This window comes from Microbacterium sp. F01 (assembly GCF_056156365.1).
In genome coordinates this window covers 1,110,488-1,136,029 of record NZ_CM149592.1, presented here as the reverse complement: position 1 = coordinate 1,136,029, position 25,542 = coordinate 1,110,488, and the positions used below count along the sequence as shown (strand labels likewise).

Annotated in this window: 23 protein-coding genes; 15 read left to right on the top strand and 8 right to left on the bottom strand. The window is 69.3% G+C overall.

The features are described from left to right. Nucleotides 1-20: 20 nt before the first annotated feature. The 8 genes from ACVN90_RS04995 (at nucleotide 21) to ACVN90_RS04960 (ending at nucleotide 8,377) form a co-directional block, all read left to right on the top strand. On the top strand, nucleotides 21-1,580 hold the full coding sequence (locus ACVN90_RS04995) for a PTS mannitol transporter subunit IIBC (protein ID WP_475101059.1): 1,560 nt from the start codon (nucleotides 21-23) through the stop codon (nucleotides 1,578-1,580). 167 nt (nucleotides 1,581-1,747) lie between these two features. Further along, on the top strand, nucleotides 1,748-2,185 hold the full coding sequence (locus ACVN90_RS04990; RefSeq protein ID WP_475101058.1) for a PTS mannitol transporter subunit IIA: 438 nt from the start codon (nucleotides 1,748-1,750) through the stop codon (nucleotides 2,183-2,185). Then, on the top strand, nucleotides 2,185-3,348 hold the full coding sequence (locus ACVN90_RS04985) for a mannitol-1-phosphate 5-dehydrogenase (RefSeq protein WP_475101057.1): 1,164 nt from the start codon (nucleotides 2,185-2,187) through the stop codon (nucleotides 3,346-3,348). The genes ACVN90_RS04990 and ACVN90_RS04985 overlap by 1 nt, the downstream gene beginning before the upstream one ends. A gap of 150 nt (nucleotides 3,349-3,498) precedes the next feature. Continuing rightward, nucleotides 3,499-4,182 carry an alpha/beta hydrolase gene (locus ACVN90_RS04980; RefSeq protein WP_475102064.1) on the top strand — a complete coding sequence of 228 codons (684 nt, stop codon included), beginning with the start codon at nucleotides 3,499-3,501 and terminating at the stop codon, nucleotides 4,180-4,182. A gap of 4 nt (nucleotides 4,183-4,186) precedes the next feature. Then, on the top strand, nucleotides 4,187-4,915 hold the full coding sequence (locus tag ACVN90_RS04975; RefSeq protein ID WP_475101056.1) for a TSUP family transporter: 729 nt from the start codon (nucleotides 4,187-4,189) through the stop codon (nucleotides 4,913-4,915). 113 nt (nucleotides 4,916-5,028) lie between these two features. Then, nucleotides 5,029-6,420 carry a flavin-containing monooxygenase gene (locus ACVN90_RS04970; RefSeq protein WP_475101055.1) on the top strand — a complete coding sequence of 464 codons (1,392 nt, stop codon included), beginning with the start codon at nucleotides 5,029-5,031 and terminating at the stop codon, nucleotides 6,418-6,420. Beyond that, entirely contained in the window at nucleotides 6,417-7,424 is a 1,008-nt protein-coding gene (locus tag ACVN90_RS04965) for a bile acid:sodium symporter family protein (protein WP_475101054.1), read from the top strand. Before ACVN90_RS04970 ends, ACVN90_RS04965 begins: the two co-directional genes overlap by 4 nt. Next, nucleotides 7,421-8,377 (top strand): SDR family oxidoreductase, encoded by a 957-nt coding sequence (locus ACVN90_RS04960; RefSeq protein WP_475101053.1) that lies wholly within the window; start codon nucleotides 7,421-7,423, stop codon nucleotides 8,375-8,377. Before ACVN90_RS04965 ends, ACVN90_RS04960 begins: the two co-directional genes overlap by 4 nt. Before the next feature lie 223 nt (nucleotides 8,378-8,600). Here the strand turns inward: ACVN90_RS04960 and ACVN90_RS04955 are convergent, their stop codons facing one another. The 8 genes from ACVN90_RS04955 to ACVN90_RS04920 form a co-directional block, all read right to left on the bottom strand. Beyond that, nucleotides 8,601-9,716: an adenosine deaminase gene (locus ACVN90_RS04955; protein ID WP_475101052.1), complete on the bottom strand. Its 1,116-nt coding sequence runs from the start codon at nucleotides 9,714-9,716 to the stop codon at nucleotides 8,601-8,603. A 92-nt stretch (nucleotides 9,717-9,808) separates the two neighbouring features. Continuing rightward, nucleotides 9,809-11,098, bottom strand: coding sequence for a thymidine phosphorylase (locus tag ACVN90_RS04950; protein WP_475101051.1), 1,290 nt, complete (start codon nucleotides 11,096-11,098; stop codon nucleotides 9,809-9,811). Continuing rightward, on the bottom strand, nucleotides 11,095-11,496 hold the full coding sequence (locus ACVN90_RS04945) for a cytidine deaminase (RefSeq protein WP_475101050.1): 402 nt from the start codon (nucleotides 11,494-11,496) through the stop codon (nucleotides 11,095-11,097). Before ACVN90_RS04945 ends, ACVN90_RS04950 begins: the two co-directional genes overlap by 4 nt. 97 nt (nucleotides 11,497-11,593) lie before the next feature. Continuing rightward, nucleotides 11,594-12,874 (bottom strand): ABC transporter permease, encoded by a 1,281-nt coding sequence (locus ACVN90_RS04940; RefSeq protein WP_475101049.1) that lies wholly within the window; start codon nucleotides 12,872-12,874, stop codon nucleotides 11,594-11,596. Next, complete coding sequence (locus ACVN90_RS04935) at nucleotides 12,871-14,238, bottom strand: ABC transporter permease (RefSeq protein ID WP_475101048.1); 1,368 nt, start codon at nucleotides 14,236-14,238, stop codon at nucleotides 12,871-12,873. Before ACVN90_RS04935 ends, ACVN90_RS04940 begins: the two co-directional genes overlap by 4 nt. Beyond that, complete coding sequence (locus ACVN90_RS04930) at nucleotides 14,235-15,749, bottom strand: ABC transporter ATP-binding protein (protein ID WP_475101047.1); 1,515 nt, start codon at nucleotides 15,747-15,749, stop codon at nucleotides 14,235-14,237. Before ACVN90_RS04930 ends, ACVN90_RS04935 begins: the two co-directional genes overlap by 4 nt. Before the next feature lie 113 nt (nucleotides 15,750-15,862). Next, nucleotides 15,863-17,008 carry a BMP family lipoprotein gene (locus tag ACVN90_RS04925; protein WP_475101046.1) on the bottom strand — a complete coding sequence of 382 codons (1,146 nt, stop codon included), beginning with the start codon at nucleotides 17,006-17,008 and terminating at the stop codon, nucleotides 15,863-15,865. Between the two features lie 179 nt (nucleotides 17,009-17,187). After that, nucleotides 17,188-18,303 (bottom strand): mannose-1-phosphate guanylyltransferase, encoded by a 1,116-nt coding sequence (locus ACVN90_RS04920; RefSeq protein ID WP_475101045.1) that lies wholly within the window; start codon nucleotides 18,301-18,303, stop codon nucleotides 17,188-17,190. A 296-nt stretch (nucleotides 18,304-18,599) separates the two neighbouring features. Here ACVN90_RS04920 and sdhC point away from each other — a divergent pair, with 296 nt between their 5' ends. The 7 genes from sdhC to trpS all read left to right on the top strand — a co-directional run bounded on the left by sdhC (nucleotide 18,600) and on the right by trpS (nucleotide 25,523). Further along, on the top strand, nucleotides 18,600-19,031 hold the full coding sequence (gene sdhC, locus ACVN90_RS04915; protein ID WP_082497100.1) for a succinate dehydrogenase, cytochrome b556 subunit: 432 nt from the start codon (nucleotides 18,600-18,602) through the stop codon (nucleotides 19,029-19,031). Then, nucleotides 19,031-19,480, top strand: a complete 450-nt coding sequence (locus tag ACVN90_RS04910; protein ID WP_056370644.1) for a succinate dehydrogenase hydrophobic membrane anchor subunit — start codon at nucleotides 19,031-19,033, stop codon at nucleotides 19,478-19,480. The genes sdhC and ACVN90_RS04910 overlap by 1 nt, the downstream gene beginning before the upstream one ends. A 44-nt stretch (nucleotides 19,481-19,524) precedes the next feature. Next, complete coding sequence (sdhA, locus tag ACVN90_RS04905; RefSeq protein WP_475101044.1) at nucleotides 19,525-21,348, top strand: succinate dehydrogenase flavoprotein subunit; 1,824 nt, start codon at nucleotides 19,525-19,527, stop codon at nucleotides 21,346-21,348. Beyond that, nucleotides 21,348-22,148 carry a succinate dehydrogenase iron-sulfur subunit gene (locus tag ACVN90_RS04900; RefSeq protein ID WP_475101043.1) on the top strand — a complete coding sequence of 267 codons (801 nt, stop codon included), beginning with the start codon at nucleotides 21,348-21,350 and terminating at the stop codon, nucleotides 22,146-22,148. Before sdhA ends, ACVN90_RS04900 begins: the two co-directional genes overlap by 1 nt. A gap of 76 nt (nucleotides 22,149-22,224) precedes the next feature. Continuing rightward, nucleotides 22,225-23,577 carry a YihY/virulence factor BrkB family protein gene (locus ACVN90_RS04895; RefSeq protein WP_475101042.1) on the top strand — a complete coding sequence of 451 codons (1,353 nt, stop codon included), beginning with the start codon at nucleotides 22,225-22,227 and terminating at the stop codon, nucleotides 23,575-23,577. Between the two features lie 41 nt (nucleotides 23,578-23,618). Then, entirely contained in the window at nucleotides 23,619-24,485 is an 867-nt protein-coding gene (locus ACVN90_RS04890; RefSeq protein WP_475101041.1) for an exodeoxyribonuclease III, read from the top strand. A 30-nt stretch (nucleotides 24,486-24,515) separates the two neighbouring features. Next, nucleotides 24,516-25,523 (top strand): tryptophan--tRNA ligase, encoded by a 1,008-nt coding sequence (trpS, locus tag ACVN90_RS04885; RefSeq protein ID WP_475101040.1) that lies wholly within the window; start codon nucleotides 24,516-24,518, stop codon nucleotides 25,521-25,523. The last annotated feature ends 19 nt before the right edge of the window (nucleotides 25,524-25,542 follow it).

Below are 25,542 nucleotides of genomic sequence, written 5' to 3'. Positions count from 1 at the left end.
CCCACAAGGGAGACAGCAAAATGACAACGGCGTCAGTGCCCACTTCGGGCACCAGCAGGGCGCGGGTCGGAGTCCAGCGCTTCGGCACGTTCCTGTCCGGCATGATCATGCCGAACATCCCCGCGCTCATCGCGTGGGGCATCTTCACCGCGTTCTTCATCGCGGTCGGCTGGACCCCGGTCCCGGCGCTCGCGACGCTGGTGGGGCCTTTCATCCACTACCTCCTGCCGATCCTCATCGCATACACCGGCGGAAGCATCATCTACGGCGTGCGCGGCGGCGTGGTCGCCTCGATCGGCACGTTCGGCGCGATCGCCGGGTCGGACTACCTGATCGCGCAGATCAACGCCGACCTGCCGGCCGACAACCAGCTCGGCCAGGTGCACATGTTCATCGGCGCGATGATCATGGCGCCGATCTGCGCCTACTCGATGAAGTGGCTCGACAGCCTCTGGGACGGCAAGATCCGCGCGGGCTTCGAGATGCTCGTGAACATGTTCTCGGCGGGCATCTGGGGCTTCGTGCTCGCGATCATCGGCTTCTACCCGATCGCGTGGATCGTCAACGGCATCATGCAGGTGCTGAGCAACGCGGTGGACTGGCTCGTCTCGATGAACCTGCTGCCGCTGACGAGCATCATCATCGAGCCGGCGAAGGTGTTCTTCCTGAACAACGCCATCAACCACGGCGTGCTGACGCCGCTCGGCATCCAGGAGTCGGCCGAGACCGGATCGTCGATCCTGTTCCTCCTCGAGGCCAACCCCGGCCCCGGTGTGGGTCTGCTCCTCGCGTTCACCTTCTTCGGCATCGGCGCTGCGCGCGCGTCGGCCCCGGGCGCCGCGGTGATCCAGTTCTTCGGCGGCATCCACGAGGTGTACTTCCCGTACGCCCTGATGAAGCCGATGCTGATCCTCGCGCTGATCGCGGGCGGCATGACCGGCGTCACGACGAACATGCTCCTGGGCGGAGCCCTCCGAGCCCCGGCCGCACCGGGCAGCATCTTCGCGGTGATCGCCCAAGTCGCGAACAACGCGTACTTCGCCGTCCTGCTCTCGGTGGTGCTGGCGGCGACGGTGACGTTCGTCATCTCGTGGGTCATCCTGCGGGCCTCGCGCAAGCGCGACCTCGAGGCCATGGCGGCGACCGATGACGCGTTCGGCGCGGCGATCACGCAGACCGCGGCCGCGAAGGGCAAGTCGTCGGCGGCACTGGACGGCCTGCGCAGCGGCGCCGCCACGAGCGCGGACGGCGGCATCGAGCCGGCGACGATGACCGAGCGCGACATCAAGAACATCGTGTTCGCGTGCGACGCCGGCATGGGTTCGTCGGCCATGGGCGCCAGCGTCCTGCGCAACAAGATCAAGAAGGCGGGCATCGAGGACGTCACGGTCACCAACAAGGCGATCGCGGCCCTGGACGCCTCGGCCGACCTGGTGATCACGCAGAACCAGCTCACCGACCGCGCGCGGCAGAAGACGCCCAACTCGGTCCACGTGTCGGTCGACAACTTCATGAACTCGCCGCGCTACGACGAGGTCGTGGACCTGGTCCGCGCCCAGCACGAGGATGGGACCGCGTAGCTGAGACCGCGGTGGGGCCGGGCGGGCGCGAGCCCCCGGTCCCACCGCCCTCGGCACGGCCGCGCCCCGCTGCTCGGAACGGGCGGCGGGTCGCGGCATCCGTTTCTCCTCCGACAGCACCCCCGACGACGACGACACACCAGACGAACGACGAGAAAGGCGAGAACATGGCACGCGAGGTTCTGAGCATCGGCCAGGTGCGGATCCACTCCGGGAGCGCGACGCGCGATGAGGCGATGCGGGAGGCCGCCGACATCCTGCAGTCGGCGGGCGCCGTCACCGGCGCCTACTACGACGCGATGCTCCAGCGCGAACAGACCGTGTCGACGTACATGGGCAACGAGCTCGCGATCCCCCACGGCACCAACGAGACCAAGGGCGAGATCCTCGACTCGGCGCTGTCGGTGGTGCGCTACGACGGCGGCGTGGACTGGGACGGCAACCCGGTGACCTTCGTGGTCGGCATCGCCGGCAAGGGCGACGAGCACCTCGAGATCCTGTCGCAGATCGCCATCCTGTTCTCGGACGAGGACGAGGTCGAGCGTCTCAAGACGGCGCAGACGCCGGAGGAGCTGTTCGGCCTGGTGTCGGCGGCGGGCGTGTGATGAAGGCCGTCCATTTCGGGGCCGGCAACATCGGGCGGGGGTTCGTGGGGCTGCTGCTGCACGAGGGCGGCTACGAGGTCGTGTTCTCGGATGTCGCGGCCCCGCTCGTCGACGCGATCAACCGCGTGTCCCGCTATACGGTGCACGAGGTGGGCGAGGGCGGTCGCGACACCGTGGTGACGGGCTTCACGGCCATCAACAGCGCGGAGCATCCCGAGCTCGTCGTGGAGGAGATCGCCGGCGCCAACGTGGTCACGACGGCCGTGGGGCCGACGATCCTCAAGTTCGTCGCGCCGCACATCGTCGCCGGGCTCGCGCTGCGCGACCCCTCCAGCCCGCCGCTGCAGGTCATGGCGTGCGAGAACGCCATCAACGCCACCGACCTGCTGCGCGACGAGATCAAGGCCCTCGCGGGCGACGCGTGGGACGCGCTGGCCGCACGGGCGGTGTTCGCCAACACCGCCGTCGACCGCATCGTGCCGGCCCAGCCGGAGGGGGCGGGTGTCGACGTCACTGTCGAGCCGTTCTTCGAGTGGGCGATCGAGCGGCCCCCGTTCGGCGACGACCCGCCGAACATCCCCGGCGCGCACTTCGTCGACGACCTCGCGCCCTACATCGAGCGGAAGCTGTTCACGGTCAACACCGGGCACGCGGCGACGGCGTACTTCGGGGCGCAGGCCGGCGTGGAGGGGATCGCCGGGGCGCTGGCCGATCCCGACATCGCATCGCGTGTCGAGGCTGCGCTCGAAGAGACGTCGGCGCTGCTGGAGGCCAAGCACGGGCTCGACGCCGCGTCGCTGGCGGACTACCGCGCGACGATCCTCGGTCGCTTCCGCAACAGGGCCCTCCCCGACACGGTATGGCGTGTCGGCCGGCAGCCGCTGCGCAAGCTCTCGCGCCACGAGCGATTCGTCGGCCCCGCGGCCGAAGCCGCCGAGCGCGGGCTCGGCGTCGACGCCCTCGTCGCCGCGATGGGCGCGGCGCTCGCCTTCGACGACACCGAGGACGCCCAGTCCGTCGACCTGCAGCGGATGCTGCGGGAACAGGATGCCGCGTCCTTCACCGCGTCGGTCACGGGCCTCGAGCCGGGGCATCCGCTGTTCACGAAAGTCGAGGCCGTCGTCGCGGCCCGGCAGGCGGACCTCGGAACCGCGAAAGGGTAGATTTCCGCCGACTACGCTCATGTGGTGACCGCACGCGACGCCGACCCCGCTCCCGACACTTCGACGGACACCCCGTCCGAACGGGTGGCGAAGCCCCGCCGCCGCGGGGTGCGGGTCTTGTGGTGGATCCTGGGCTCGCTCGGGGCGCTCATGGTGCTCGCGGTCGTCGGCATCCTCATCTGGAGTCAGGTCGGCGTGATGGCAGCCGAGCCCGAGCCGCTCGCCGAGGTGGAGGCGAACGCCGCGATCGAGATCACCGACACCGACGCGGGCATCGTGCTCTCCCCCGCCGGCGAGTCCGCCGACGTGGGCCTGGTCTACATCCCGGGCGCCAAGGTCGACCCGTGGGCCTACGCCTACAAGGTGTCGGGCCTCGTCGAGGACGGGGTCACCGTCGTCATCACCAAGCCGTGGCTCAACCTCGCATTCTTCGACATCAGACCGCTGTCGACCTTCACCGGCCTCGCGCCCGACGTCGACACGTGGCTGGTCGGCGGCCACTCGCTCGGCGGTGTGCGGGCGTGCCAGCTGGCGACGGACGCGGACGGCCTCGCCCTGTTCGGCTCGTACTGCTCCAACGACCTGTCGGAGTCCGGCCCGCCGGTGATCAGCGTCTCGGGCAGCGAGGACGGGCTCTCGACCCCGCAGAAGATCGCCGACGCGCGACACCTCCTCCCCGAGGACGCCGAGATGCACGAGATCGAGGGCGCCAGCCACTCCTCGTTCGGCGACTACGGTCTGCAGGCGGGCGACAACGAGCCGACGATCTCCGACCAGGACATGCGCGACCAGCTCACCGAGCTCGTCGGAGCGTTCGCCCTCGCGCAGGGCTGAGAGCGTGGCCCTCACCCTGGTCCTCGCGGCGATCGCGACCTTCGTCGCGGCGGTGATCCAGCGCATCACCGGACTCGGATTCGTGCTCGTTCTCGTGGGGCCGATCGTCCTGCTCTACGGCCCCGTCGAGGGCGTCACCATCGCCGTGCTCCTCGCGCTCGTGGCCGCACTCACCGCGGTCCCCTTCGTCTGGAGGCACGTCGAGTGGAAGCGCACGTGGCGGCTGATCTGGCCAGGCCTCGTCGCGTCACCGTTCGGCGTCCTGCTGGCGCACCTGCTGCCCGAAGCCGCGCTGCTGCTCCTGATCGCCGCGATGGCGTACTTCGCGCTGGTCGCGAGCCACATCCCCGCGCTCTCGGCATCGCTGTCGGGTCGGCCGGGCGCGATCGTCGCCGGCTCGGCCGCCGGCTTCATGAACGCCGCGAGCGGTCTGTCCGGCCCCGCGCTGGCCGCGTACGCCGTGGGCGACAAGTGGCCGCAGCGCCGGTTCGCGGCCAGCGTGCAGGTGATCTTCCTCGCGTTCGGCATCGCTTCGGTCCTCCTGCGCGGGCTCCCCGTCTCGCCGATCGAGGACGTGGGGACGCTCGTGGTCGCCACGATCGCGGGCATCGCGATCGGCACGATCCTGTCGCGCAACGTGTCGCCGCGAATCGCCCGGGCAGCGATGCTCGCCATCGCGTGGACCGGTGCGACGGTGGTGCTGGTGCGGGGCATCCTGGCAGTCTTCGTCTGAGCGCGATGCCGGATTTCGGTTAATCCCGACTCACGCTTAGGGTTGCTTCGAACCTGGGGTCGGCACCGTCGCGCCGACGACACGACGACGTGTGGAGACGGAATGAAGGACGCATGAGCGCGCACCGCTATGCCATCATCGGCGCCGGCCCGTCGGGCCTCTCCGCCGCTCGGGTGCTGCAGAGGGCCGGGATCGCCTTCGACGGCTACGAGGCCTCGCGCGGCGTCGGCGGGCTCTGGGATATCGAGAACCCGCGCTCCACGATGTACGAGTCGGCGCACCTCATCTCGTCGCGCACGACGACCGAGTTCGCCGAGTTCCCGATGCGTACGAAGGCCGACTACCCGAGCCACCGCGAGCTCATCACGTACTTCCGGGACTTCGCCGACCACTTCGGGCTGACCGAGCGGTTCCGGTTCGACACGAAGGTCACCTCGCTCACTCCCACAGACGACGGCGGGTGGATGCTGCGCGCCGAAGGCCCGTCGGCAGGCTCGGGGACCGGCCCCGCCTCGGGCGACGGAGTCGCGGTCGAGCAGCGCTACGACGGCGTGATCCTCGCGAACGGCACGCTCGCCGAGCCGAACGTCCCGGCGTTCCGCGGCGAGTTCACCGGTGAGCTCCTCCACACCAGCGCCTACAAGTCCGCGACCCAGCTCACCGGCAAGCGCGTGCTCGTCATCGGCGCCGGAAACTCCGGCTGCGACATCGCCGTCGACGCCGTGCACCACGCGGCCTCCGTCGACATGAGCGTGCGCCGCGGCTACTACTTCGTGCCGCGATACCTGTTCGGCAAGCCCTCCGACACGCTGAACCAGGGCAAGCCGCTCCCGGCGCGGATCAAGCAGTTCGTCGACACGCGGGTGCTCCGCGCCTTCACCGGCGACCCGGTGCGGTTCGGCTTCCCCAAGCCCGACTACAAGATCTACGAGTCGCACCCCATCGTCAACACGCTGATCCTCAACCACCTCGGCCAAGGGGATCTGCGGATCGTTCCCGACGTCGACCGCTTCGACGGCCGCACCGTGCACTTCCGCGACGGGTCGTCGGGCGAGTACGACACAGTCCTCCTCGCGACGGGCTACAAGCTCGACTACCCGTTCGTCGACCGCGCGGCGCTGGCATGGTCGGGCATGGCCCCGCGCCTGTTCCTCAACACGTTCACCCCGACGTTCAACGGCCTCTACGTGATGGGCATGATCGAGGCATCCGGAATCGGCTGGCAAGGCCGCTACGAGCAGGCCGAGCTCATCGCCGCCTACCTCGCGGCTCTCGAGCGCCACCCCGAAGCGGCGTCAGCCTTCCGCGCGCGGGTGGCCGGTGAGCCGTGGCCCGACCTCACCGGCGGCTACAACTACCTCGGACTCGAGCGCATGTCGTACTACGTCAACAAGGACGCGTACCGCAGCGCAGTGCGCACCGCCACGCAGGCTCTGAAGACGGATGCTGCGCCCCGGGCGCCGCGACGAGCGCGCGGTGCCGCGCGGAAGAAGGTGACGGCGTGAACCCCGACGACGTGCTGCTCAACTTCAACCCGGGCACGCTCGTGATCCTCAACGTCGTGCTCGGACTCATCATGTTCGGCATCGCGCTCGACACGACGCTGGACGACTTCAAGGTCGTCGCACGCAAGCCGAAGCCGTTCGTCATCGCGATCCTGGCGCAGCTCATCGTGCTGCCCGCCGTCACCTTCGCGCTGACACTCATCCTGCCGGTCACGCCGTCGATGGCGCTCGGCATGATCCTCGTGGCGTGCTGCCCGCCCGGCAACATCTCGCAGGTGCTCACGCATCGCTCGGGCGGCAACGTCGCACTGTCGGTGTCGATGACGGCGGTGTCGAACCTCATCTACATCTTCGTGCTGCCGCTCTCGGTCGCGTTCTGGGGCTCGCTGCACCCGACCGCGCGAGAGCTCCTCGTCGCGGTGGAGCTCAACCCGTGGACGATGTTCGCCGACATCCTGCTCATCATCGGTGTGCCGTTTGCACTGGGCCTGTTCATCCGCCACCGCTTCCCCGCGTTCTCCAAGCGCGTGCAGCCGTTCGTGAAGTGGTTCTCGCTGCTCGCGCTCGTCGGCTTCATCGTCGCCGCGCTGGCGGGCAACTGGGCGTACTTCGTCGCGTTCCTCGGCATCATCGTGCTCGTCGTGACGATCCACGACGCCGTCGCCCTGGGGATCGGCTACAGCACGGCCGTCGTCGGCGGCCTCGGCACGCGCGAACGCAAGGCGATGACGTTCGAGGTCGGCATCCGCAACGCCGGCCTCGGTCTCGGGCTCGTGTTCGCGTTCTTCGGCGGCCTCGGCGGCATGGCGATCGTCGCCGGCTGGTGGGGCATCTGGGACATCATCGCCGGGCTCATCGTCGCCGCGCTCTGGGCGCGGCACACGAAGAAACGGACGGGCTCCGCCAAGGGCGACGCGTCACGCCGGGCGCTTCGCGCCGCCTCGACCGAGCGCACGGCGGGCCCGACGAACGACCCGGCTGGTCCCGCGGAGCCGGTCAAATGAGCCGGCGCGTCCTGGTCACCGGCGGCTCCGGCTTCCTCGGGTCTCACGTCGCCGCCGCGCTCGTGGCCCGCCCCGATGTCGAACTGGTCGTGGCCGGCGACGTGCGGCGTCCGCAGCATCCCGTCGACGGCGTCGTCTACGACGACTGCGACGTGACCCGCCCCGATGGCCTCGTGCCGCTGCTGCGCCGCCACCGGATCGACGTGGTCGTGCACCTCGCCGCCATCGTCAACCCCGGACGCGACCACCATCTCGAGTACCGGGTGGACGTCGACGGGTCGCGCCACGTGCTCGAGGCGTGCGTCGAGGCCGGCGTGAAGCGGGTCGTCGTGTCGTCGTCCGGCGCCGCGTACGGCTACCACCCCGACAACCCCGACTGGCTGCGCGAGACCGATCCGGTGCGCGGCAACGACGAGTTCCCGTACTCCAAGCACAAGCGCCTCGTCGAGCAGCTGCTCGCGAGCTACCGCACCGCGCACCCCGAGCTCGAGCAGGTGGTGTTCCGCATCGGCACGATCCTCGGCCCCGCCGTGCAGAACCAGATCACGGCGCTCTGGGACGGCCCGGCCCTCCTCAAGGTGCGCGGCTCGGAGTCGCCCTTCGTCTTCGTCTGGGTCGACGACGTCGCGGCCGCGTTGGCGCGCGCCGCCACCGACGGCCCGGCCGGCGTCTACAACGTCGCCGGCGACGGCCGTGTGACCGTGCCCGAGATCGCCCGGCGCCTCGGGAAGCCGGTCGTGACCGTGCCCGCCGCGTTGCTGGGCTTCGGCCTGCGGATGGGACGGATGCTGCGCCTCACCGTCCACGGACCCGAACAGGTCGGCTTCCTCCGCTACCGCCCCGTGCTCGCGAACACGCGCCTGAAGGACGAGTTCGGCTTCACGCCCTCGAAGACGTCGTCCGAGGCCTTCGAGGCGTACCTTGCGTCGCACCCCGGCGTCGCCCGCCGCTGACCGCTTCTTTACCCCGTCCACCCGCCCACCCGCCCGCCGCTGACCCCTCGCCCGCCGCTGGCGTCGGGCACACAGCATCCGTCTCCCAGATCAGGAGATCTGACGGGCACAGGATGATCCGCGCGAAGATCTCCTGCCTCCGACAGATCTCCTGATCTCAAGAAGACGAGGGAGAGCGGATGCCTCGAGCCGAGGCATCCGTTCACCTGAACCGGTGAGTCGACTACGCGTCGAAGCCGTCGGCGATGAGGTCGATGAGCTCCTCGCGCTCCTCCACGGGGAGGAAGGCGCCCGCGGCGGCGTTGAGCTGGAAGGCCTCGAGGTCGTCGAGGCCGTACTCGAAGGTCTCGGCGAGGAGGGCCAGCTCGCGCGTGAGCGAGGTGCGGCTCATCGTGCGGTTGTCGACGTTCACGGTCACCGCGAAGCCGAGCTGGTAGAGCAGGTCGAAGGGGTGGTCCTCGAGGGTCGTGCCCCAGCGCTCGATGGCGCCGGTCTGCAGGTTCGACGAGGGCGACAGCTCGAGCGGGATCTCGCGGTCGCGCACCCAGCGCGCCAGGTCGCCGAACTGCACGAGCACCTCTTCGCCGGCACGCGAGACGACCTCGAGGTCCTCGGCGAGGCGCACGCCGTGGCCGAGGCGCAGCGCGCGGCCGTCGATGAGGGCCGAGCGGATCGAGTCGAGGCCCGCCGCCTCGCCCGCGTGCACCGTGACCGGGAAGAACTCCGAGGCGAGGTAGTCGAAGGCCTCGCGGTGGTTCGAGGCCGGGAAGCCGTCCTCGGCGCCCGCGATGTCGAAGCCCACGGCGCCTCGATTGCGCCAGTCGACGGCGAGACGTGCGATCTCGAGCGATCGGTCGGCGTGGCGCATGGCCGTGATGAGCTGACCGACGCGGATGTCGTGTCCCCGGCTCTCGGCCGCGTCCTCGCCCTCCTCGATGCCCTCCTGCACTGCGGCGACGACCTCGTCGAGCGACAGCCCGCGGCCGAGGTGCTGCTCGGGCGCCCAGCGCACCTCGCCGTAGATCACGCCGTCGGCCGCGAGGTCCTCGACGAACTCTCGCGCGACGCGCGTCAGGCCCTCGCGGGTCTGCATGACGGCGGTGGTGAGGTCGAACGTCTTCAGGTACTCGACGAGCGAGCCCGAGTCGCTCTTCTCGGCGAACCAGTCCGCGAGGTCGTCCGGGTCGGACTCGGGAACCTCGAGCCCGATCGCGTCGGCCAGCTCGATGATCGTCGCGGGACGCACTCCGCCGTCGAGGTGGTCGTGCAGCGAGACCTTGGGCAGGCTCCGCAGCGAGACTCCGTCGAGGATGGCGTCGCCGTGCTGGTCGATGGGCATGGGGTTCTCCTCGATTGCGATCGCAAGGTGGGGGTGTGGACGGATGCTGCGGCCCGGGCGCCGCGTGGGGTCCGGCGCGGGACTGCCCCAGCCTAGGCCGTGATGCGTTCCAGGACGAGCGGAGTGCGCTCCGGTGCGTCCGCGCCGATCTCCCACGCGCCCTCGAGCGCTTCGAGGGCACGGTCGAACCGGGAGGCATCCTCGCCCAGCAGGGTGAACAGCGGCTGACCGGCCGACACCTGGTCGCCGGGCTTCACGTGAAGATCGATGCCCGCGGCATGCAGTACGGGGTCCTGCGCTCGCGCGCGTCCGGCGCCCAGGCGCCACGCGGCGACGCCGAACGGGAGCGCCTCCATGCCGGTGACGTAGCCGCCCTCGGTCGCGGTCACCGTGTGAGTCTCGTTCGGGGCCGGGAGCGCAGCATCCGGATCCCCGTCCTGCGCCGTGATCATCGCGCGCCAGGCGGCCATCGCGCGGCCGTCGTTCAGCGCCGCCTCGACGTCGGCATCGGGCTGACCCGCGAGCGCGAGCATCTCGCGGGCGAGCGCGACCGTCAGCTCGACGACATCTGCGGGGCCGCCGCCGGCGAGCACCTCGACCGACTCCCGCACCTCGTTGGCGTTGCCGATGGCGAGGCCGAGCGGCGTGTTCATGTCGGTGAGCAGGGCCGTCGTCTTCACGCCCGAGTCGGTGCCGAGCGCGACCATCGTGCGGGCGAGCTCGCGCGCACGGTCGACGTCGCGCATGAACGCGCCCGAGCCGAACTTCACGTCGAGCACGAGTGCGTCGGTGCCCTCGGCGATCTTCTTCGACATGATGCTCGACGCGATGAGCGGGATCGCCTCGACCGTGCCGGTGACGTCGCGCAGCGCGTAGAGCTTCTTGTCGGCCGGTGCGAGGCCGGAGCCCGCGGCGCAGATGACCGCGCCCACGCCCTGCAGCTGCGCGAACATCTCGTCGTTCGACAGTGCAGCGCGCCAGCCCGGGATCGCCTCGAGCTTGTCGAGCGTGCCGCCGGTGTGGCCGAGCCCGCGGCCCGACAACTGCGGCACCGCGACACCGAAGCTCGCCACGAGGGGGGCGAGGGGAAGCGTGATCTTGTCGCCGACGCCGCCGGTCGAATGCTTGTCGACGGTCGGCTTGCCCAGCCCCGAGAAGCTCATCCGCTCCCCCGACGCGATCATCGCGTCGGTCATGACGCGGATCTCGTCGCGGGTCATGCCGTTCAGCAGCACGGCCATCGCGAAGGCCGCCATCTGCGAGTCGGCGACGTAGCCGCGCGTGTACGCGTCGACCATCCAACGCAGAGCCGGCTCGGCGACCGCGCCGCCGTCGCGCTTCGTCCGGATGACGTCGACCGCGTCGAAGGCCTCGACGGTCATCGTGCGGCCTCCTCGAGGTCGCGCGGGCCGAACGCGTCGGGCAGCACCTCGTCGATGGTGCGGATGCCCGACACCGTCTCGAGCAGCATGCCCGGGATCGCGAACTCGTACAGCAGCTGCCGGCAGCGGCCGCACGGCATGATCGTGTCGCCGTGGCCGTTGACGCACACGAACGCCACGAGGCTCCCGCCGCCCGAGTTCGCGAGTTCGCTCACGAGCCCGCACTCGGCGCAGAGGCTGATGCCGTACGACGCGTTCTCCACGTTGCACCCGGTCACGATGCGCCCATCGGTCACGAGGGCGGCGGCGCCGACCCTGTAGCGCGAGTACGGGGCGTACGCGCGCTCCATCGCGTCCGTCGCCGCGCCGCGCAGCTCATCCCAGTCGATATCGGTCATGAGCGCGCTCCGTTCGCGGGGGTTCGGGTATCAGGAGGGTCGACGGATGCCGCTTCCCGGCATCCGTCGGCCTTCATCGGCACTGCAGGCACCGGCGTCATCCCTTGATGTACGGTTTGCCCGCTGCCGCGGGGCCGCGTATCTGACCCGCGAAGCCGGCGACGGCGATGATCGTCACGACGTACGGCAGCATCAGCATGAACTCGCTGGGGATCGGCGTCCGGAGCACGGTCAGGAGATTCTGCAGGTTCGTCGCGAAGCCGAACAGCAGCGCCGCGAGGGTCGCCCGGATCGGATCCCAGCGGCCGAAGATCACCGCGGCGAGGGCGATGAAGCCGAGGCCCGCGGTCATCTCCTTCGTGAACTGTCCCACCGAGACGAGGGTGAAGTATGCACCGCCGATGCCGGCGATCGCGCCCGCGAGCGAGACATTCCAGAACCGGCTGGTGTTGACCTTGATGCCCACCGTGTCGGCCGCCTGCGGGTGCTCGCCGACGGCGCGCAGACGCAGCCCCCAGCGGGTGCGGTAGAGGCCCCACGCGACCAGCGCGATCGTGGCATACATGAGGTAGACGATGAACGTCTGGTTGAACAGCACCGGACCGATGATGGGGATCTCGCTGAGGAGCGGGATCTCGATGCGGGTGAAGCGCACGGGGCGGTTCAGTTCGGCCTCGTTCGGCACGAGCAGCGCTCCGTAGAGGAAGCCCGTCAGGCCGGTGACGAGCACGTTGAGCACGACACCGACGATCACCTGGTCGACCAGGTACTTGATCGAGAACGCCGCGAGCACGAATGCGACCAGCACGCCGCCCACCATCGCGCCGACGAGGCCGACGAACGGGTTGTGCGTGATGCTCGCGAGGAGCGCCGCGCTGAACGCGCCGAAGAGGAACTGACCCTCGATCGCGACGTTGACGACGCCGACCCGCTCGCCGATCACGCCGCCCAGGGCGCCGAAGATGAGCGGCACGGACAGCGACAGCGCGCCGAACAGCAGCCCGGTGACGGGCACGAGGCCGCCTGCTGCGGCCCAGACGAGGAACGCGAACACCGCGAGCAAGCCGAAGACGATCGGAAGCCAGATCCCCGTGGAACGGTAGTTCGCGGAGTCCCAGAACGCCCACAGCGTGAGCAGCACCAGGACGCCCACGAGGATCCAGCAGGTGATGGCCGTCGGGACGCTCAGGTTCGGCAGCGCGATCGACGACGACGGGTCGCTGAGACGGAACGTGCTGATGCCGTTGCGCGGGACGAACAGGAAGAGCAGCGCGACCAGCGCCGTCGCGATGGCGAGGGTGATCGGCAGCTTGAGATGCCGCACCTTCACGGTGGCGAGCTGGATCGTGCCGTCGGGCGCAGGAGCCAGAGCGGTCATGCGGACACCGCCTTCTTCGCGGCCTTGGCTCTCGCCTTGGCGGCCTTCTCGGCATCGGTCTTCGGCAGGAAGAAGATCGTGCGGATGAGCGGCGGCGCCGCGATGAACAGCACGATGAGCGACTGCACGACGAGGACGATGTCGACCGGGATGCCCTGGGACGCCTGCATCGTGAACGAGCCGGCCTTGAGGGCGCCGAACAGGATGCCGGCTGCGAACACTCCCCACGCCCGGCTGCGGCCGAGCAGGGCGACGGTGATGGCATCGAAGCCGATGCCGGCGTCGATGAGCCCGTCGAACCCGGTGGTCACCGAGCCCTGGATCTGGTTCATGCCCGCGAGGCCCGCGAGACCGCCGGCGAAGAGCATCGCGTAGATGTACATGCGCTGCACCGAGATGCCCGACGCCCGCGCGGCGTGCGGGTTCTCGCCGACGGCGCGCAGGCGGAAGCCGAGGCTGGAGCGCTCGACCAGCCACCACACGAACACCGTCGCGGCGATCACGATGATGAAGCCCCAATCCAGCAGCGGGAAGCGGGGCCCGAGCAGATCGGGGAACTGCGCGTTCGCCGGCGTCGCCGCCGAGATCGGCTGGTCGCCGGCGGGGCGCTGCAGGATGCCGGGCGTGCGCACCATCCACGTCACGAGGTAGAACGCGACGTAGTTGAGCATGATCGTGAGGATGACCTCGTGGGCGCCGGTACGCGCCTTCAGCACACCGACGATGCCACCCCAGATCGCACCGCCGGCGATGCCGGCCGCGAGGGTCAGGGGCAGCTGCAGGAACATCGGCAGGTTCAGGTTGAACGTGAACAGGGCCGCCGTCGCACACGCGATGAGAATCTGGCCGCGGCCGCCGATGTTGAACAGTCCCACCCGGAACGCCAGCGCGACGCCGAGACCCGCGGCGATGAGCGGGGCGGCGAAGCCGAGCGTGTTGGTGAGCGGGCGGATCTGCGTCGCGAAGTCGTTCGCGCGGGGGTTGTAGATCGCACCCCGGAAGAGCGCCTCGTAGCCGCCGTACACGGCGTTCCAGATCGCGCCGAGGGTGTCGCCGGGTCGCGCGAAGAAGTATCCGGACGCCGCCTGGACGTCCTCGTCGGTAAGAGCCATGAGGATGCCGCCGACGACCATCGCGACGACGATCGCGAGGACGGTCGTCACCCAGTTGCTGCGCAGCAGCTCCTTGATGAAGACGTTCTGGCGCGGCGGCGGCGGCACCTCGCCGTCCACCGCACCGGGTGCCGCGGGCGTGGGTGCGGGAAGGTCGGGAGAGCCGGTGAGCGGACCCGACACGGGCGGGAGCTGTTCGGCCGGCAGCCCCTTGAGCGGGTCTCCGCCCGCGGCGGGGTTCTGATCGTTCACGCGACGGCCTCCTCTGGCTTCTCGCCGGCCATCATGAGGCCGAGAACGTCACGGGGGGTGTCGCCGGGGACGATGCCGACGATCGCGCCGCGGTACATCACGGCGATGCGGTCGGCGAGGGCGGCGACCTCGTCGAGCTCGGTCGAGACGACGACGACCGGGATGCCGGCATCCCTGGTCTCGACGATGCGCTTGTGGATGAACTCGATCGAACCGACGTCGACGCCTCGGGTCGGCTGCGCCGCGACGAGCAGCTTCAGCTCGCGGCTCATCTCGCGGGCGATCACGACCTTCTGCTGGTTTCCGCCCGAGAGCGTGCCGGCGGGCACGTCGGCTCCCTGGGTGCGGATGTCGTACTCGGAGATGCGCGCCTTGGCGAAGTCGTCCAGCACGCCGCGCCGGATCGTACCGCCCGACACGAAAGCCTTGTCGCCGGACCGGTCGAGGATGAGGTTCTCGGCGACCGTGAAGGTGCCGACGAGGCCGTCCTCGGTGCGGTCCTCGGGCACGAAGCCGACCCCTTCGTCGAGGATGCTGCGCACGCTCTTGCCGACGAGCTCGACGCCGCCGAGCTCGATCGAACCGGTCACTCGCTCGGCGAGGCCCACCATGGCCTCGATGAGCTCGGTCTGGCCGTTGCCCTGCACTCCTGCGACGGCGAGGATCTCGCCGGGGCGGACATCGAAGCTCACGTCGTCCACGACGACGGTGCCGTTCGCGGTGACGACACGGAGGTCGCGCACCTCGAGGCCGCCCTCGCCGCGCTTCGGCGGGTCCTTGTGGACGGTCAGCTCGACCGCGCGGCCGACCATCAGCGAGGCCAGCTCCGCGTTGGACGCGGTCGGCGACGCCTCGCCGACGACCTTTCCGAGCCGGATGACGGTGATGCGGTCGGCGACGGCGCGGACCTCGCGCAGCTTGTGGGTGATGAACACGATCGACGTGCCCTCGTCCCGCAGCTGCTTCATGATCGTCATCAGCTCGTCGGTCTCCTGCGGCGTGAGCACCGCAGTGGGCTCGTCGAACACGAGCACCTTCGCGTCGCGCGACAGCGCCTTGATGATTTCGACGCGCTGCTGCACCCCCACCGGCAGGTCGCCGACGATCGCGTCGGGATCGACCTCGAAACCGAAGCGGTCTGCGACGGCGCGCACGTGCTGGCGGGCCTTGGCGAGGTCGAGCGCCCCGAGCGCCTTGGTGTCTTCGTGACCGAGCATGACGTTCTCGGCGACCGTGAAAACCGGAATCAGCATGAAGTGCTGATGCACCATGCCGATGCCCGCGTTCATCGCGTCGCCGGGACCCCGGAAGTGCTGGACCGCGTCGTCCAGGAGGATCTCGCCCTCGTCGGCCTGGTACAGGCCGTAGAGCACGTTCATGAGTGTGGATTTGCCGGCGCCGTTCTCGCCGAGAAGGGCATGGATCTCACCCGGCTGGACCACGAGATCGATGTGGTCGTTCGCGACGAGGGACCCGAAACGCTTCGTGATCCCACGGAGCTCGAGCTTCATATGTGCACCCTATATATGCTGTCGGCCGCCGCGCCATCCATCTGATGGCGACGGGGAAGAACGCGGCCGGGTGGAGTCGTCCACCCGGCCGCGTTCCGCTGATTCCTGCTGCCTTACGGCGAGCTGGGCGAGGTCACCTCGAGGTCGCCCGAGATGATCTGCTCCTGCAGCGCGGCGAGCTCGTCGAGCAGGCCCTCCGGCAGCTGCGACTCGAACGAGCCGAAGCCCGACAGGCCGACGCCCTCGTTCTCGAGCGTTCCGATGTAGGTGGTGACGTCGAAGTCACCGGTCGCCGCCTCCATGGTCGCCTGGTAGACGGCCTCGTCGATGCGCTTCATGATCGAGACCAGCACCATGTCGGCGACCGAGGGGTCGGCGGCAGCGAGGTCGGAGTCGACACCGAGCATGACGGTGCCGCTGCCCGCGTCGGTGATCGCGTCGCGCGCGCTCTGGTAGATCGGGCCGCCGACCGGGAGGATCACGTCGACGCCCTGGTCGAGGATGCCCTGCGCGGTCTGCTTGGCGGTGTCGTTCGCGGCGAAGCCACCGGTCATCGAGCCGTCCTGCGCGTCGACGTCCCAGCCGAAGGTCTCGACCGCGGCACCCTTGTCTTCGTTGTACTTCTCGACGCCGTCGATGAAGCCGTCCATGAAGATCGTCACGGGCGGGATCGGGATGCCGCCGAAGGTGCCGACCTTGTTGACACCGGCCTGCTCCGACCACGCGGCGGCGGCGTAGCCGCCGAGGTACGCGGCCTGGACCGTGTCGAACAGGAGGGGCTTGATGTTCGGCGCGTCGGTCGTCCCGTCACCGGTCTCCTTGCCGTCGTCGCCGGTCTTGCCGCTGTTGTCAGCCCGGTCGTCGATGATGGCGTAGTTCACATCGGGGTTCGCAGTCGCGGAGGCGATGGTGTCGGCGGAGAGCTTGAAGCCGACCGAGACGATGAAGGTGCAGCCCTCTGCGATCAGGTTCTCGAGGTTCGGGGCGTAGTCGTTGGCCGAGCTCGACTCGACCTCGATCGGCTCGACGCCGAGCTCCTCGGCGGCGCGCTCCATGCCTTCGAGGGCGGACTGGTTGAACGACTTGTCGTTGAACCCGCCGTCGTCCGACACGAGGCAGGGGGTGAAGCCCTCGACGACGTCTGCGGCGTCTCCCGTGGATTCCGTCTCCTCAGGGGCGGAGCCGCAGCCGGCGAGGGCGATCAGCATGCCCGCGGCGACGGTGACGCCGACGAGCTTCTTGGTGCGTGAGATGGTCAACTCAGCCTCCACTACGTTCCCCCGCGTCCTTCACGGGGACTGCACAAAGTTACCCACTGTGACGGCGCGGTTGCATGCATCGTGAGGCGTCGTTCGCGAAAGGTTACAAAGACGCAATATCCCGCTCAGATGAGCAGACCATCAGGGAAAACGGATGCCGCGGGCAGCGGCATCCGTTTTCACAGAACTTCGCCGCGCCCGCTGAGCTTGAGGGCGTCGACGACGCCCTTCACGCGCTGCGCGTGCTCGCTCGTGGTGACCAGCAGGGCGTCCTCGGTGTCGACGACGACGATGTCGCGCACGCCGATGAGGCTGATGACGCGCCGGGTCTGGCTGACGACGATGCCGCTGGCCGCGTCGGAGAGGATGCGGGCGTTCTCGCCGAGGATGGCGAGGTCGTTCTTGCGGCCGTGGGAGTTGAGCTTGGCCAGGCTGGCGAAGTCGCCCACGTCGTCCCAGTCGAAGTGCCCGGGGATGACGGCGAGGCGCCCCTTCGCGGCGGCGGGCTCGGCCACGGTGTAGTCGATCGCGATCTTCTTGAGCGTCGGCCACACGCGGTCGACGACGGGTCCGCGCTCTTCGCGATCGTCCCAGGCCTCGGCGAGATCCATGAGGCCCGCATAGAGGTGAGGCTCGTTCTCCGCGATCTCGCCGAGCAGCACGTCGGCGCGCGAGATGAACATGCCCGCGTTCCACAGGTAGTTGCGGTCGGCGAAGTACTCCTTCGCGGTCTCGAGGTCGGGCTTCTCGACGAAGCTCTCGACCAGCGCCGCCTCGGGCGCCCCCTCGACCTTCAGCGCGTCGCTCTTCTTGATGTAGCCGAACCCGACGGACGGCTCGGACGGCTGGATGCCGATCGTGCAGATGTAGCCCTCGCGCGCGGTCGCGACGGCCTGGTTCACGGCCCACTCGAACAGCTGCGGCACGCGGATGACGTGGTCGGCGGCGAACGAGCCGATGATCACGTCGGGCTCGCGGCGCGAGAGGATCGCCGCGGCGAGCCCGATCGCGGCGGTCGAATCGCGGGGCTCGGACTCGAGGAAGACGTTCTTGTCGTCGATGCCGGGGAGCTCCTTCTCCACGGCGGCCCGGTGCGCGCGGCCCGTCACGACGGCGATGCGGTCGGGTCCGGCAAGCGGCTCGAGCCGGTTCCAGGTGTCGCGCAGCAGGGTGTGGCCCGACCCGGTCAGATCGTGGAGGAACTTCGGCGCGTCGGCGCGCGACAGCGGCCACAGCCGGCTGCCGATGCCGCCGGCGGGGATCACGGCGTAGAAGTCGTCGATGGGTCCAGGCATGGCACCAGGCTATCGGGCGACGTTTCGCGGGGATGGACATCGTGCGGCGACCGCGTGACAGGACTACATCCGGCGGCCCACCGCCAAGAATCCAGGTTCTTTCGCCCCGCGAAGATCCCTCCGGATGGAGGGGTCGTAAGGGTCCCCTTCGTCGCCCGCCCGCGAAATGCGGGAATAGGATGTTTGCAGCGCCCGCGTGACGCCGATGGCCCGAAGCCCCGGTTCCGGGCCCTCTTCGGGGGCCGTCTCGCCGTCCGAGGCCAGCCCCATCGTGTTTCGATCCAAGGAGGACGCACGTGTCTGCACCAGCACGCGTCACACCGTCGGTATCCGAGACCACCTCCCGAGTCCCCCGAGGCACGCTCTATCGCGGGAACGAAGGCATGTGGTCGTGGGTGCTCCACCGCATCACCGGCGTCGCCATCTTCTTCTTCCTGCTCGTCCACATCCTCGACACGGCCCTCATCCGGGTGTCGCCCGAGGCGTACGACGCAGTGATCGGCACGTACAAGAACCCGGTGATGGCCCTGGGCGAGGTCGCCCTGGTCGGCGCCATCGCGTACCACGCGTACAACGGCCTGCGCATCATCCTGGTCGACATGTGGTCGTGGGCCACCCGCCACCAGCGCCAGCTGTGGTGGGGCGTGCTGGGCCTCTGGGCCGTGACGATGCTGGGCTTCGTCCCGCGTCACCTCATGCTCGCCTTCGCTCCGGGAGGGGGCCACTGATGACCGCCATCGCCGATCCGCGCGCACCGCGCGCCGCCGTCCGCCGCCGGGGCGCCAACCTCGAGAAGTGGGGCTGGGTCTACATGCGCGCCTCGGGCGTGCTGCTCGTGGTCCTCATCTTCGGCCACCTCTTCGTGAACCTGATGGTCGGCGAGGGCATCCACGGCATCGACTTCGCGTTCGTCGCCGGTAAGTACGCCACGCCGTTCTGGCAGTGGTGGGACGTGCTCATGCTGTGGCTGGCGCTCATCCACGGGGCGAACGGCATGCGCACGATCGTCAACGACTACGTGACCCACGCGGGCACGCGGCGCGTGCTGGTCTGGGCGCTCGGCCTCGCCGCCGCGTTCCTCATCGTGCTCGGCACGCTCGTCGTCTTCACGTTCGACCCGTGCATCGGGTTCGACGCCGAGACCGCGTCCGACACCATCATCAGCATCTGCGGCTAAGCGTTCGGGCGTTCCCCGAGCATCGACCACCGAAAGCACACAGCGTGAGCACTGAGACCACCGACAGCTACGTCAAGGACGGCGTCCACTACCACCAGTTCGACATCGTCATCGTGGGCGCCGGCGGCGCCGGCATGCGCGCCGCCATCGAGGCGGGCCCCGGGGCGAAGACGGCCGTCATCACGAAGCTGTACCCCACCCGCTCGCACACCGGCGCGGCGCAGGGCGGCATGGCGGCGGCCCTCGCCAACGTCGAAGAGGACTCGTGGGAGTGGCACACCTTCGACACCGTCAAGGGCGGCGACTACCTCGTCGACCAGGACGCGGCCGAGATCCTCGCCAAAGAGGCGATCGACGCGGTCATCGACCTCGAGAACATGGGCCTGCCGTTCAACCGCACGCCCGAGGGCAAGATCGACCAGCGCCGCTTCGGCGGCCACACGGCCGACCACGGCAAGACCCCGGTGCGTCGCGCGTGCTACGCCGCCGACCGCACCGGCCACATGATCCTGCAGACGCTGTTCCAGAACTGCGTCAAGCTCGGCATCAACTTCTTCAACGAGTTCTACGTGCTCGACCTGATCACCGTCGGCGAGGGCACCGACAAGCAGATCGCGGGCGTCGTCGCGTACGAGCTCGCCACCGGCGACCTGCACGTCTTCCAGTCCAAGGCCGTCATCTTCGCGACGGGCGGCTTCGGCAAGATCTTCAAGACGACCTCCAACGCTCACACCCTCACCGGTGACGGCGTCGGCATCATCTGGCGCAAGGGCCTGCCGCTGGAGGACATGGAGTTCTTCCAGTTCCACCCCACCGGCCTCGCCGGGCTCGGCATCCTCCTCACCGAAGGCGCCCGCGGTGAAGGCGCGATCCTGCGCAACGTCTCGGGCGAGCGATTCATGGAGCGCTACGCGCCGACCATCAAAGACCTCGCGCCCCGCGACATCGTCAGCCGCTGCATGGTGCAGGAGGTCGCGGAGGGCCGCGGCGCCGGCCCGCACCGCGACTACGTGCTGCTGGACTGCACCCACCTCGGTGCCGAAGTGCTCGAGACGAAACTCCCCGACATCACCGAGTTCGCCCGCACGTACCTGGGCGTCGACCCGGTCGTCGAGCCGGTGCCCGTCATGCCGACCGCGCACTACGCGATGGGCGGCATCCCCACGAACAACGACGCGCAGGTCCTCTCGGACAACACGACGGTCGTCCCCGGACTGTACGCCGCCGGCGAGTGCGCGTGCGTGTCGGTGCACGGCTCGAACCGCCTCGGCACCAACTCGCTGCTCGACATCAACGTCTTCGGCAAGCGCGCCGGCCGCAACGCCGTCGAGTACGTGCAGACCGCCGACTTCGTGCCGCTCCCCGAAGACCCCGCCGCCGAGGTGCGCACCCTCATCGAGGGCCTGCGCAACAACCCGGGCACCGAGCGCATCGCCGTCCTCCGCAAGACGCTGCAGGACGAGATGGACCGCAAGGCGCAGGTGTTCCGCACCGACGAGTCGCTCGGCGAGGTGCTCCTCACGATCGAGGAGCTGCGCGAGCGCTACAAGAACGTGCACGTCGACGACAAGGGCAAGCGGTTCAACACCGACCTGCTCGAGGCCGTCGAGCTCGGCTTCCTCCTCGACATCGCCGAGGTCGTCGTCGTCACCGCGAAGAACCGCCAGGAGAGCCGCGGCGGTCACATGCGCGACGACTTCCCGAAGCGCGACGACGAGAACTACATGCAGCACACCATGGCGTACCTGTCGGGCGACCCGCACTCGTCGAACGCCGAGGACCACATCCGCCTCGGCTGGAAGCCGGTCGTCTTCACGAAGAACGAAAAGGGCGAATTGAACTACCCGCCGATGGAGAGGAAGTACTGATGGCGACCTCGGTCACCGACGTCATCGAGCGCACCGACGCCGACGCGCCCGTCCGCGCGGAGGAGTCCCAGAGCGACACCGGCATCCAGTCGTTCCTCGTCACCTTCATCATCCGGCGCTTCGACCCCGAGGTCGACGAGGAGCCGCGCTGGGTCGACTACGACGTCGAGCTCTACTCGACGGACCGCGTGCTCGACGCCCTGCACAAGATCAAGTGGGAAGTCGACGGCTCGCTGACGTTCCGCCGCTCGTGCGCCCACGGCATCTGCGGGTCCGACGCGATGCGCATCAACGGCCGCAACCGGCTCGCGTGCAAGACGCTCATCAAGGACCTCGACATCTCGCAGCCGATCTACGTCGAGGCGATCAAGGGCCTTCCCCTCGAGAAGGACCTCGTCGTCGACATGGAGCCCTTCTTCGCGTCGTACCGCGAGGTGCAGCCGTTCCTCATCGCGAACTCGACGCCCGAGAAGGGCAAGGAGCGCATCCAGTCGATCGTCGACCGCGAGGTCTTCGACGACACCACCAAGTGCATCCTCTGCGCCGCCTGCACGTCGTCGTGCCCGGTCTTCTGGACCGACGGCCAGTACTTCGGCCCGGCCGCGATCGTCAACGCGCACCGCTTCATCTTCGACTCGCGCGACGACGCGGGCGACGTGCGTCTCGACATCCTCAACGACAAGGAGGGCGTGTGGCGCTGCCGCACGACCTTCAACTGCACCGAGGCCTGCCCGCGCGGCATCGAGGTCACCAAGGCCATCGCCGAGGTCAAGCAGGCGGTCCTCCGCGGACGCGTGTAACCCCGGTTCTCTTTCACGCAGACGGATGCCGCATCCCTGAGGGATGCGGCATCCGTCTGTCGCTAATCTGAAGACCGTGACGCACACTCCCCCGCCCGATGCCCGTGCGGCAGCGGACGCCGCGCAGCGCGAAGAGGAGTCGCTGCGCGAGCGCTGGGAGGCGACGGAGCACAGCCTGCGCCAACGGTTCGACGCACCGATCACCCGCGCGACGCGGCTGACGCAGGCGACGATGGCGTGGTTCCCGGTGCGGGTCTGGCGGCACTTCCTCATCGAGAACGGGTTCCTCCTCGCGGCGGGCGTCAGCTACGTCGCGCTGTTCGCGTGCTTCGCCGCGATCTACCTCGTGTTCGCGATCGTGGGGATCTGGCTGGGCGGCAGCCCGCAGGCGGTCGAGGCGCTCATCGAGCTGATCAACGTCTACATCCCCGGCCTGATCGCCGACTCGGGCGGTCTCGCCACCCCCGAGCAGGTGCAGGAGATCGCCTCGTCGAACTCGGGGGTCCTCGGGTGGACGGGTGTGATCGCGCTCGGCACCCTCATCTGGACCGCCATCGACTGGGTCACCTACTCGCGGCGGGCGGTGCGTGAGCTGTTCGCCATCCCGCCGGATCGCCGCAGCTACTTCCTGCTGAAAGCGCGGGACTTCGTCGCCGCCCTCATCTTCGGCGCCGCGCTGATCGTCGGCGCCGCGCTGAGCACTGTCGGCGCCCTGGCGATGAACTGGATCTTCTCGTTGCTCGGCTGGACCGAGACCAGCGCGTTCACCGAGATCAGCGTGAGCATCGGCTCGCTGGTGATCGGGTTCGTCGTGACGTCGACCGCGCTCGTCGGGCTCTTCCGCTTCCTCACCGGAACGAAGCTGCCATGGCGGCGCATCTGGCCGGGCGCCATGCTCGGCGGCCTCGGGATCTCGGTGCTGCAGCTCGGTGCCGGCCTGCTCCTGAGCTACACGCCCTCGAACCCTCTGCTGGCGACCTTCGCGATCTTCATCGGGATGCTGCTGTGGTTCCGGCTGCTCGGAATCGTCATGCTCGTCGCCGCGGCGTGGATCGCCGTCGCGGCGAAGGACCGCGACGTCGTGCTGCTGCCGCAGACCGACGCCGAGCGCGTCGCCGCCGAGCACGCGGCGCTGCTCGTTGCCGCGAGGGTGCGGCTGCGCACCGCGCAGGACGCCCGCGACCAGGCACCCTGGTACCGGGTGTGGGTCGCCGACCGCGCGGTGCGCGACGCCGAGGAGGAGCTCAGTCAGGTCGAGGCGGCGACTCCCGCGGCGGCAGGGCACAGCCCCTCCGCGGCCGCGACGGCGTCGAAGCCGGCCGCGCCGGCGGCCTCGGCGCCGACGTCCGCCCTGCCGAAGTCTGCGGGTAAGGCGAAACGTTCGCGGACGTCGAAGGACACGTCGCGCACAGGCGCAGACCACCTCTGACACGTCTGCCGATGTCGGTGGCCCCGGATAGTCTTTCCGTCGTGTCTCGCCGTGTTCGCATCGCCTCTGTCAACGTCAACGGAATCCGCGCGGCGACGCGCAAGGGCATGCTCGAGTGGCTCGACGCCGCCGATATCGACGTGATGGCCTTGCAGGAGGTCCGTGCGACCGAGGACGAACTGCGTGCCGCTCTCCCCGGCTGGGAGATCGTGAACGACGAGGCCCTCGCCAAGGGGCGCGCCGGCGTCGCCGTGGCGAGCCGCATCCCCTCGGTGGAGGTGCGCCGCGTGCTCGGGCCCGCGGCCGAAGACGCTGCTGAGGTGCTCGACAGCGCCGGCCGCTGGATCGAGGCCGACTTCGACATCGACGGCGAACGCCTGATCGTCGTGAGCGCCTACGTCCACACCGGCGAGGCCGATACGCCCAAGCAGGACGCCAAGTGGGCCTTCCTCGACGCGATGGAGACACGGATGCCGCAGCTCAAGGCCGCGTCCCCTCTCGCGCTCGTCATGGGCGACCTCAACGTCGGCCATCGCGAGTTCGACATCCGCAACTGGAAGGGCAACGTCAAGAAGGCCGGCTTCCTCCCGCGCGAGCGGGCGTACTTCGACCGGTTCTTCGGCGAAGAGGGCGCGGAGGTCACCGGCGCCGACGGCTCGACCGGCCCGGGCCTCGGCTGGGTCGACATCGGCCGCCGCTTCCACGGCGACGTCGACGGCCCCTACACGTGGTGGTCCATGCGCGGGCGCGCGTTCGACAACGACACCGGGTGGCGCATCGACTACCACCTCGCGACGCCCGAGCTCGGCGACCGGGTCGCCGACTACCGTGTGGTGCGCGCACCCTCGTGGGACACGCGCTGGAGCGACCACTCCCCCGTCGTCGCCGACTATTCGATCGGGCGCTGAGGCGCAGCATCCGCTTTATAGACTTGTCGGATGAGTAGATCGCGCCTGTACTCCGGCATGCAGCCCTCCGCCGACTCGCTTCAGATCGGCAACTACATCGGGGCTCTCATGCAGTGGCGCGACCTGCAGGAGTCGTACGACGCGTTCTTCTCGGTCGTCGACCTGCACGCGATCACCGTCGCGCAGGACCCCGAGCACCTCCGCGAGAAGACGCGCCGCACCGCCGCCCAGTACATCGCCGCCGGCATCGAGCCCTCGAAGTCGACGCTGTACGTGCAGTCGCACGTGCCCGCGCACCCCGAGCTGGCGTGGATCCTGTCGACGATCACGGGCTTCGGCGAGGCCGGGCGCATGACGCAGTTCAAAGACAAGTCCTCGCGCTACGGCTCGGACGCGACCTCGGTCGGACTGTTCACGTACCCGGTGCTGATGGCCGCCGACATCCTGCTGTACCAGACCGACATCGTGCCCGTCGGCGACGACCAGAAGCAGCACGTCGAGCTGACCCGCGACCTTGCCGAGCGGTTCAACAGCCGCTTCGGCGAGACGTTCAAGGTGCCGATGCCGGTCATCCAGCAGGAGACGGCCCGCATCTACGACCTGCAGAACCCCACCGCGAAGATGTCGAAGTCGGCCGAGACCGATGCCGGCGTGCTGTGGCTGCTCGACGACCCGGCGGTGTCAGCGAAGAAGATCATGCGCGCGGTCACCGACTCCGAGGGTTCGGTGCGCTACGACCGCGAGGCCAAGCCCGGTGTCTCGAACCTGCTGGTGATCTACGCGGCCCTGACCGGTCGCCAGATCCCGTCCATCGAGGACGAGTACGCGGGCCGCGGCTACGGCGACTTCAAGAAGGGCCTCGCCGAGGTCGTGGTGAACGAGTTCGGCCCGGTGCGCGAGCGCGCGCTCGAGCTGCTCTCCGACACCGCCGAGCTCGACCGCGTGCTCGCGGTGAACGCAGGCAAGGCCGAGGAAGTCGCGAACCGCACCCTCGCCGACGTCTACGACAAGGTCGGCCTCCTCCGCCGCTCCCGCTGACCGCGGACGGGTGCCGCGG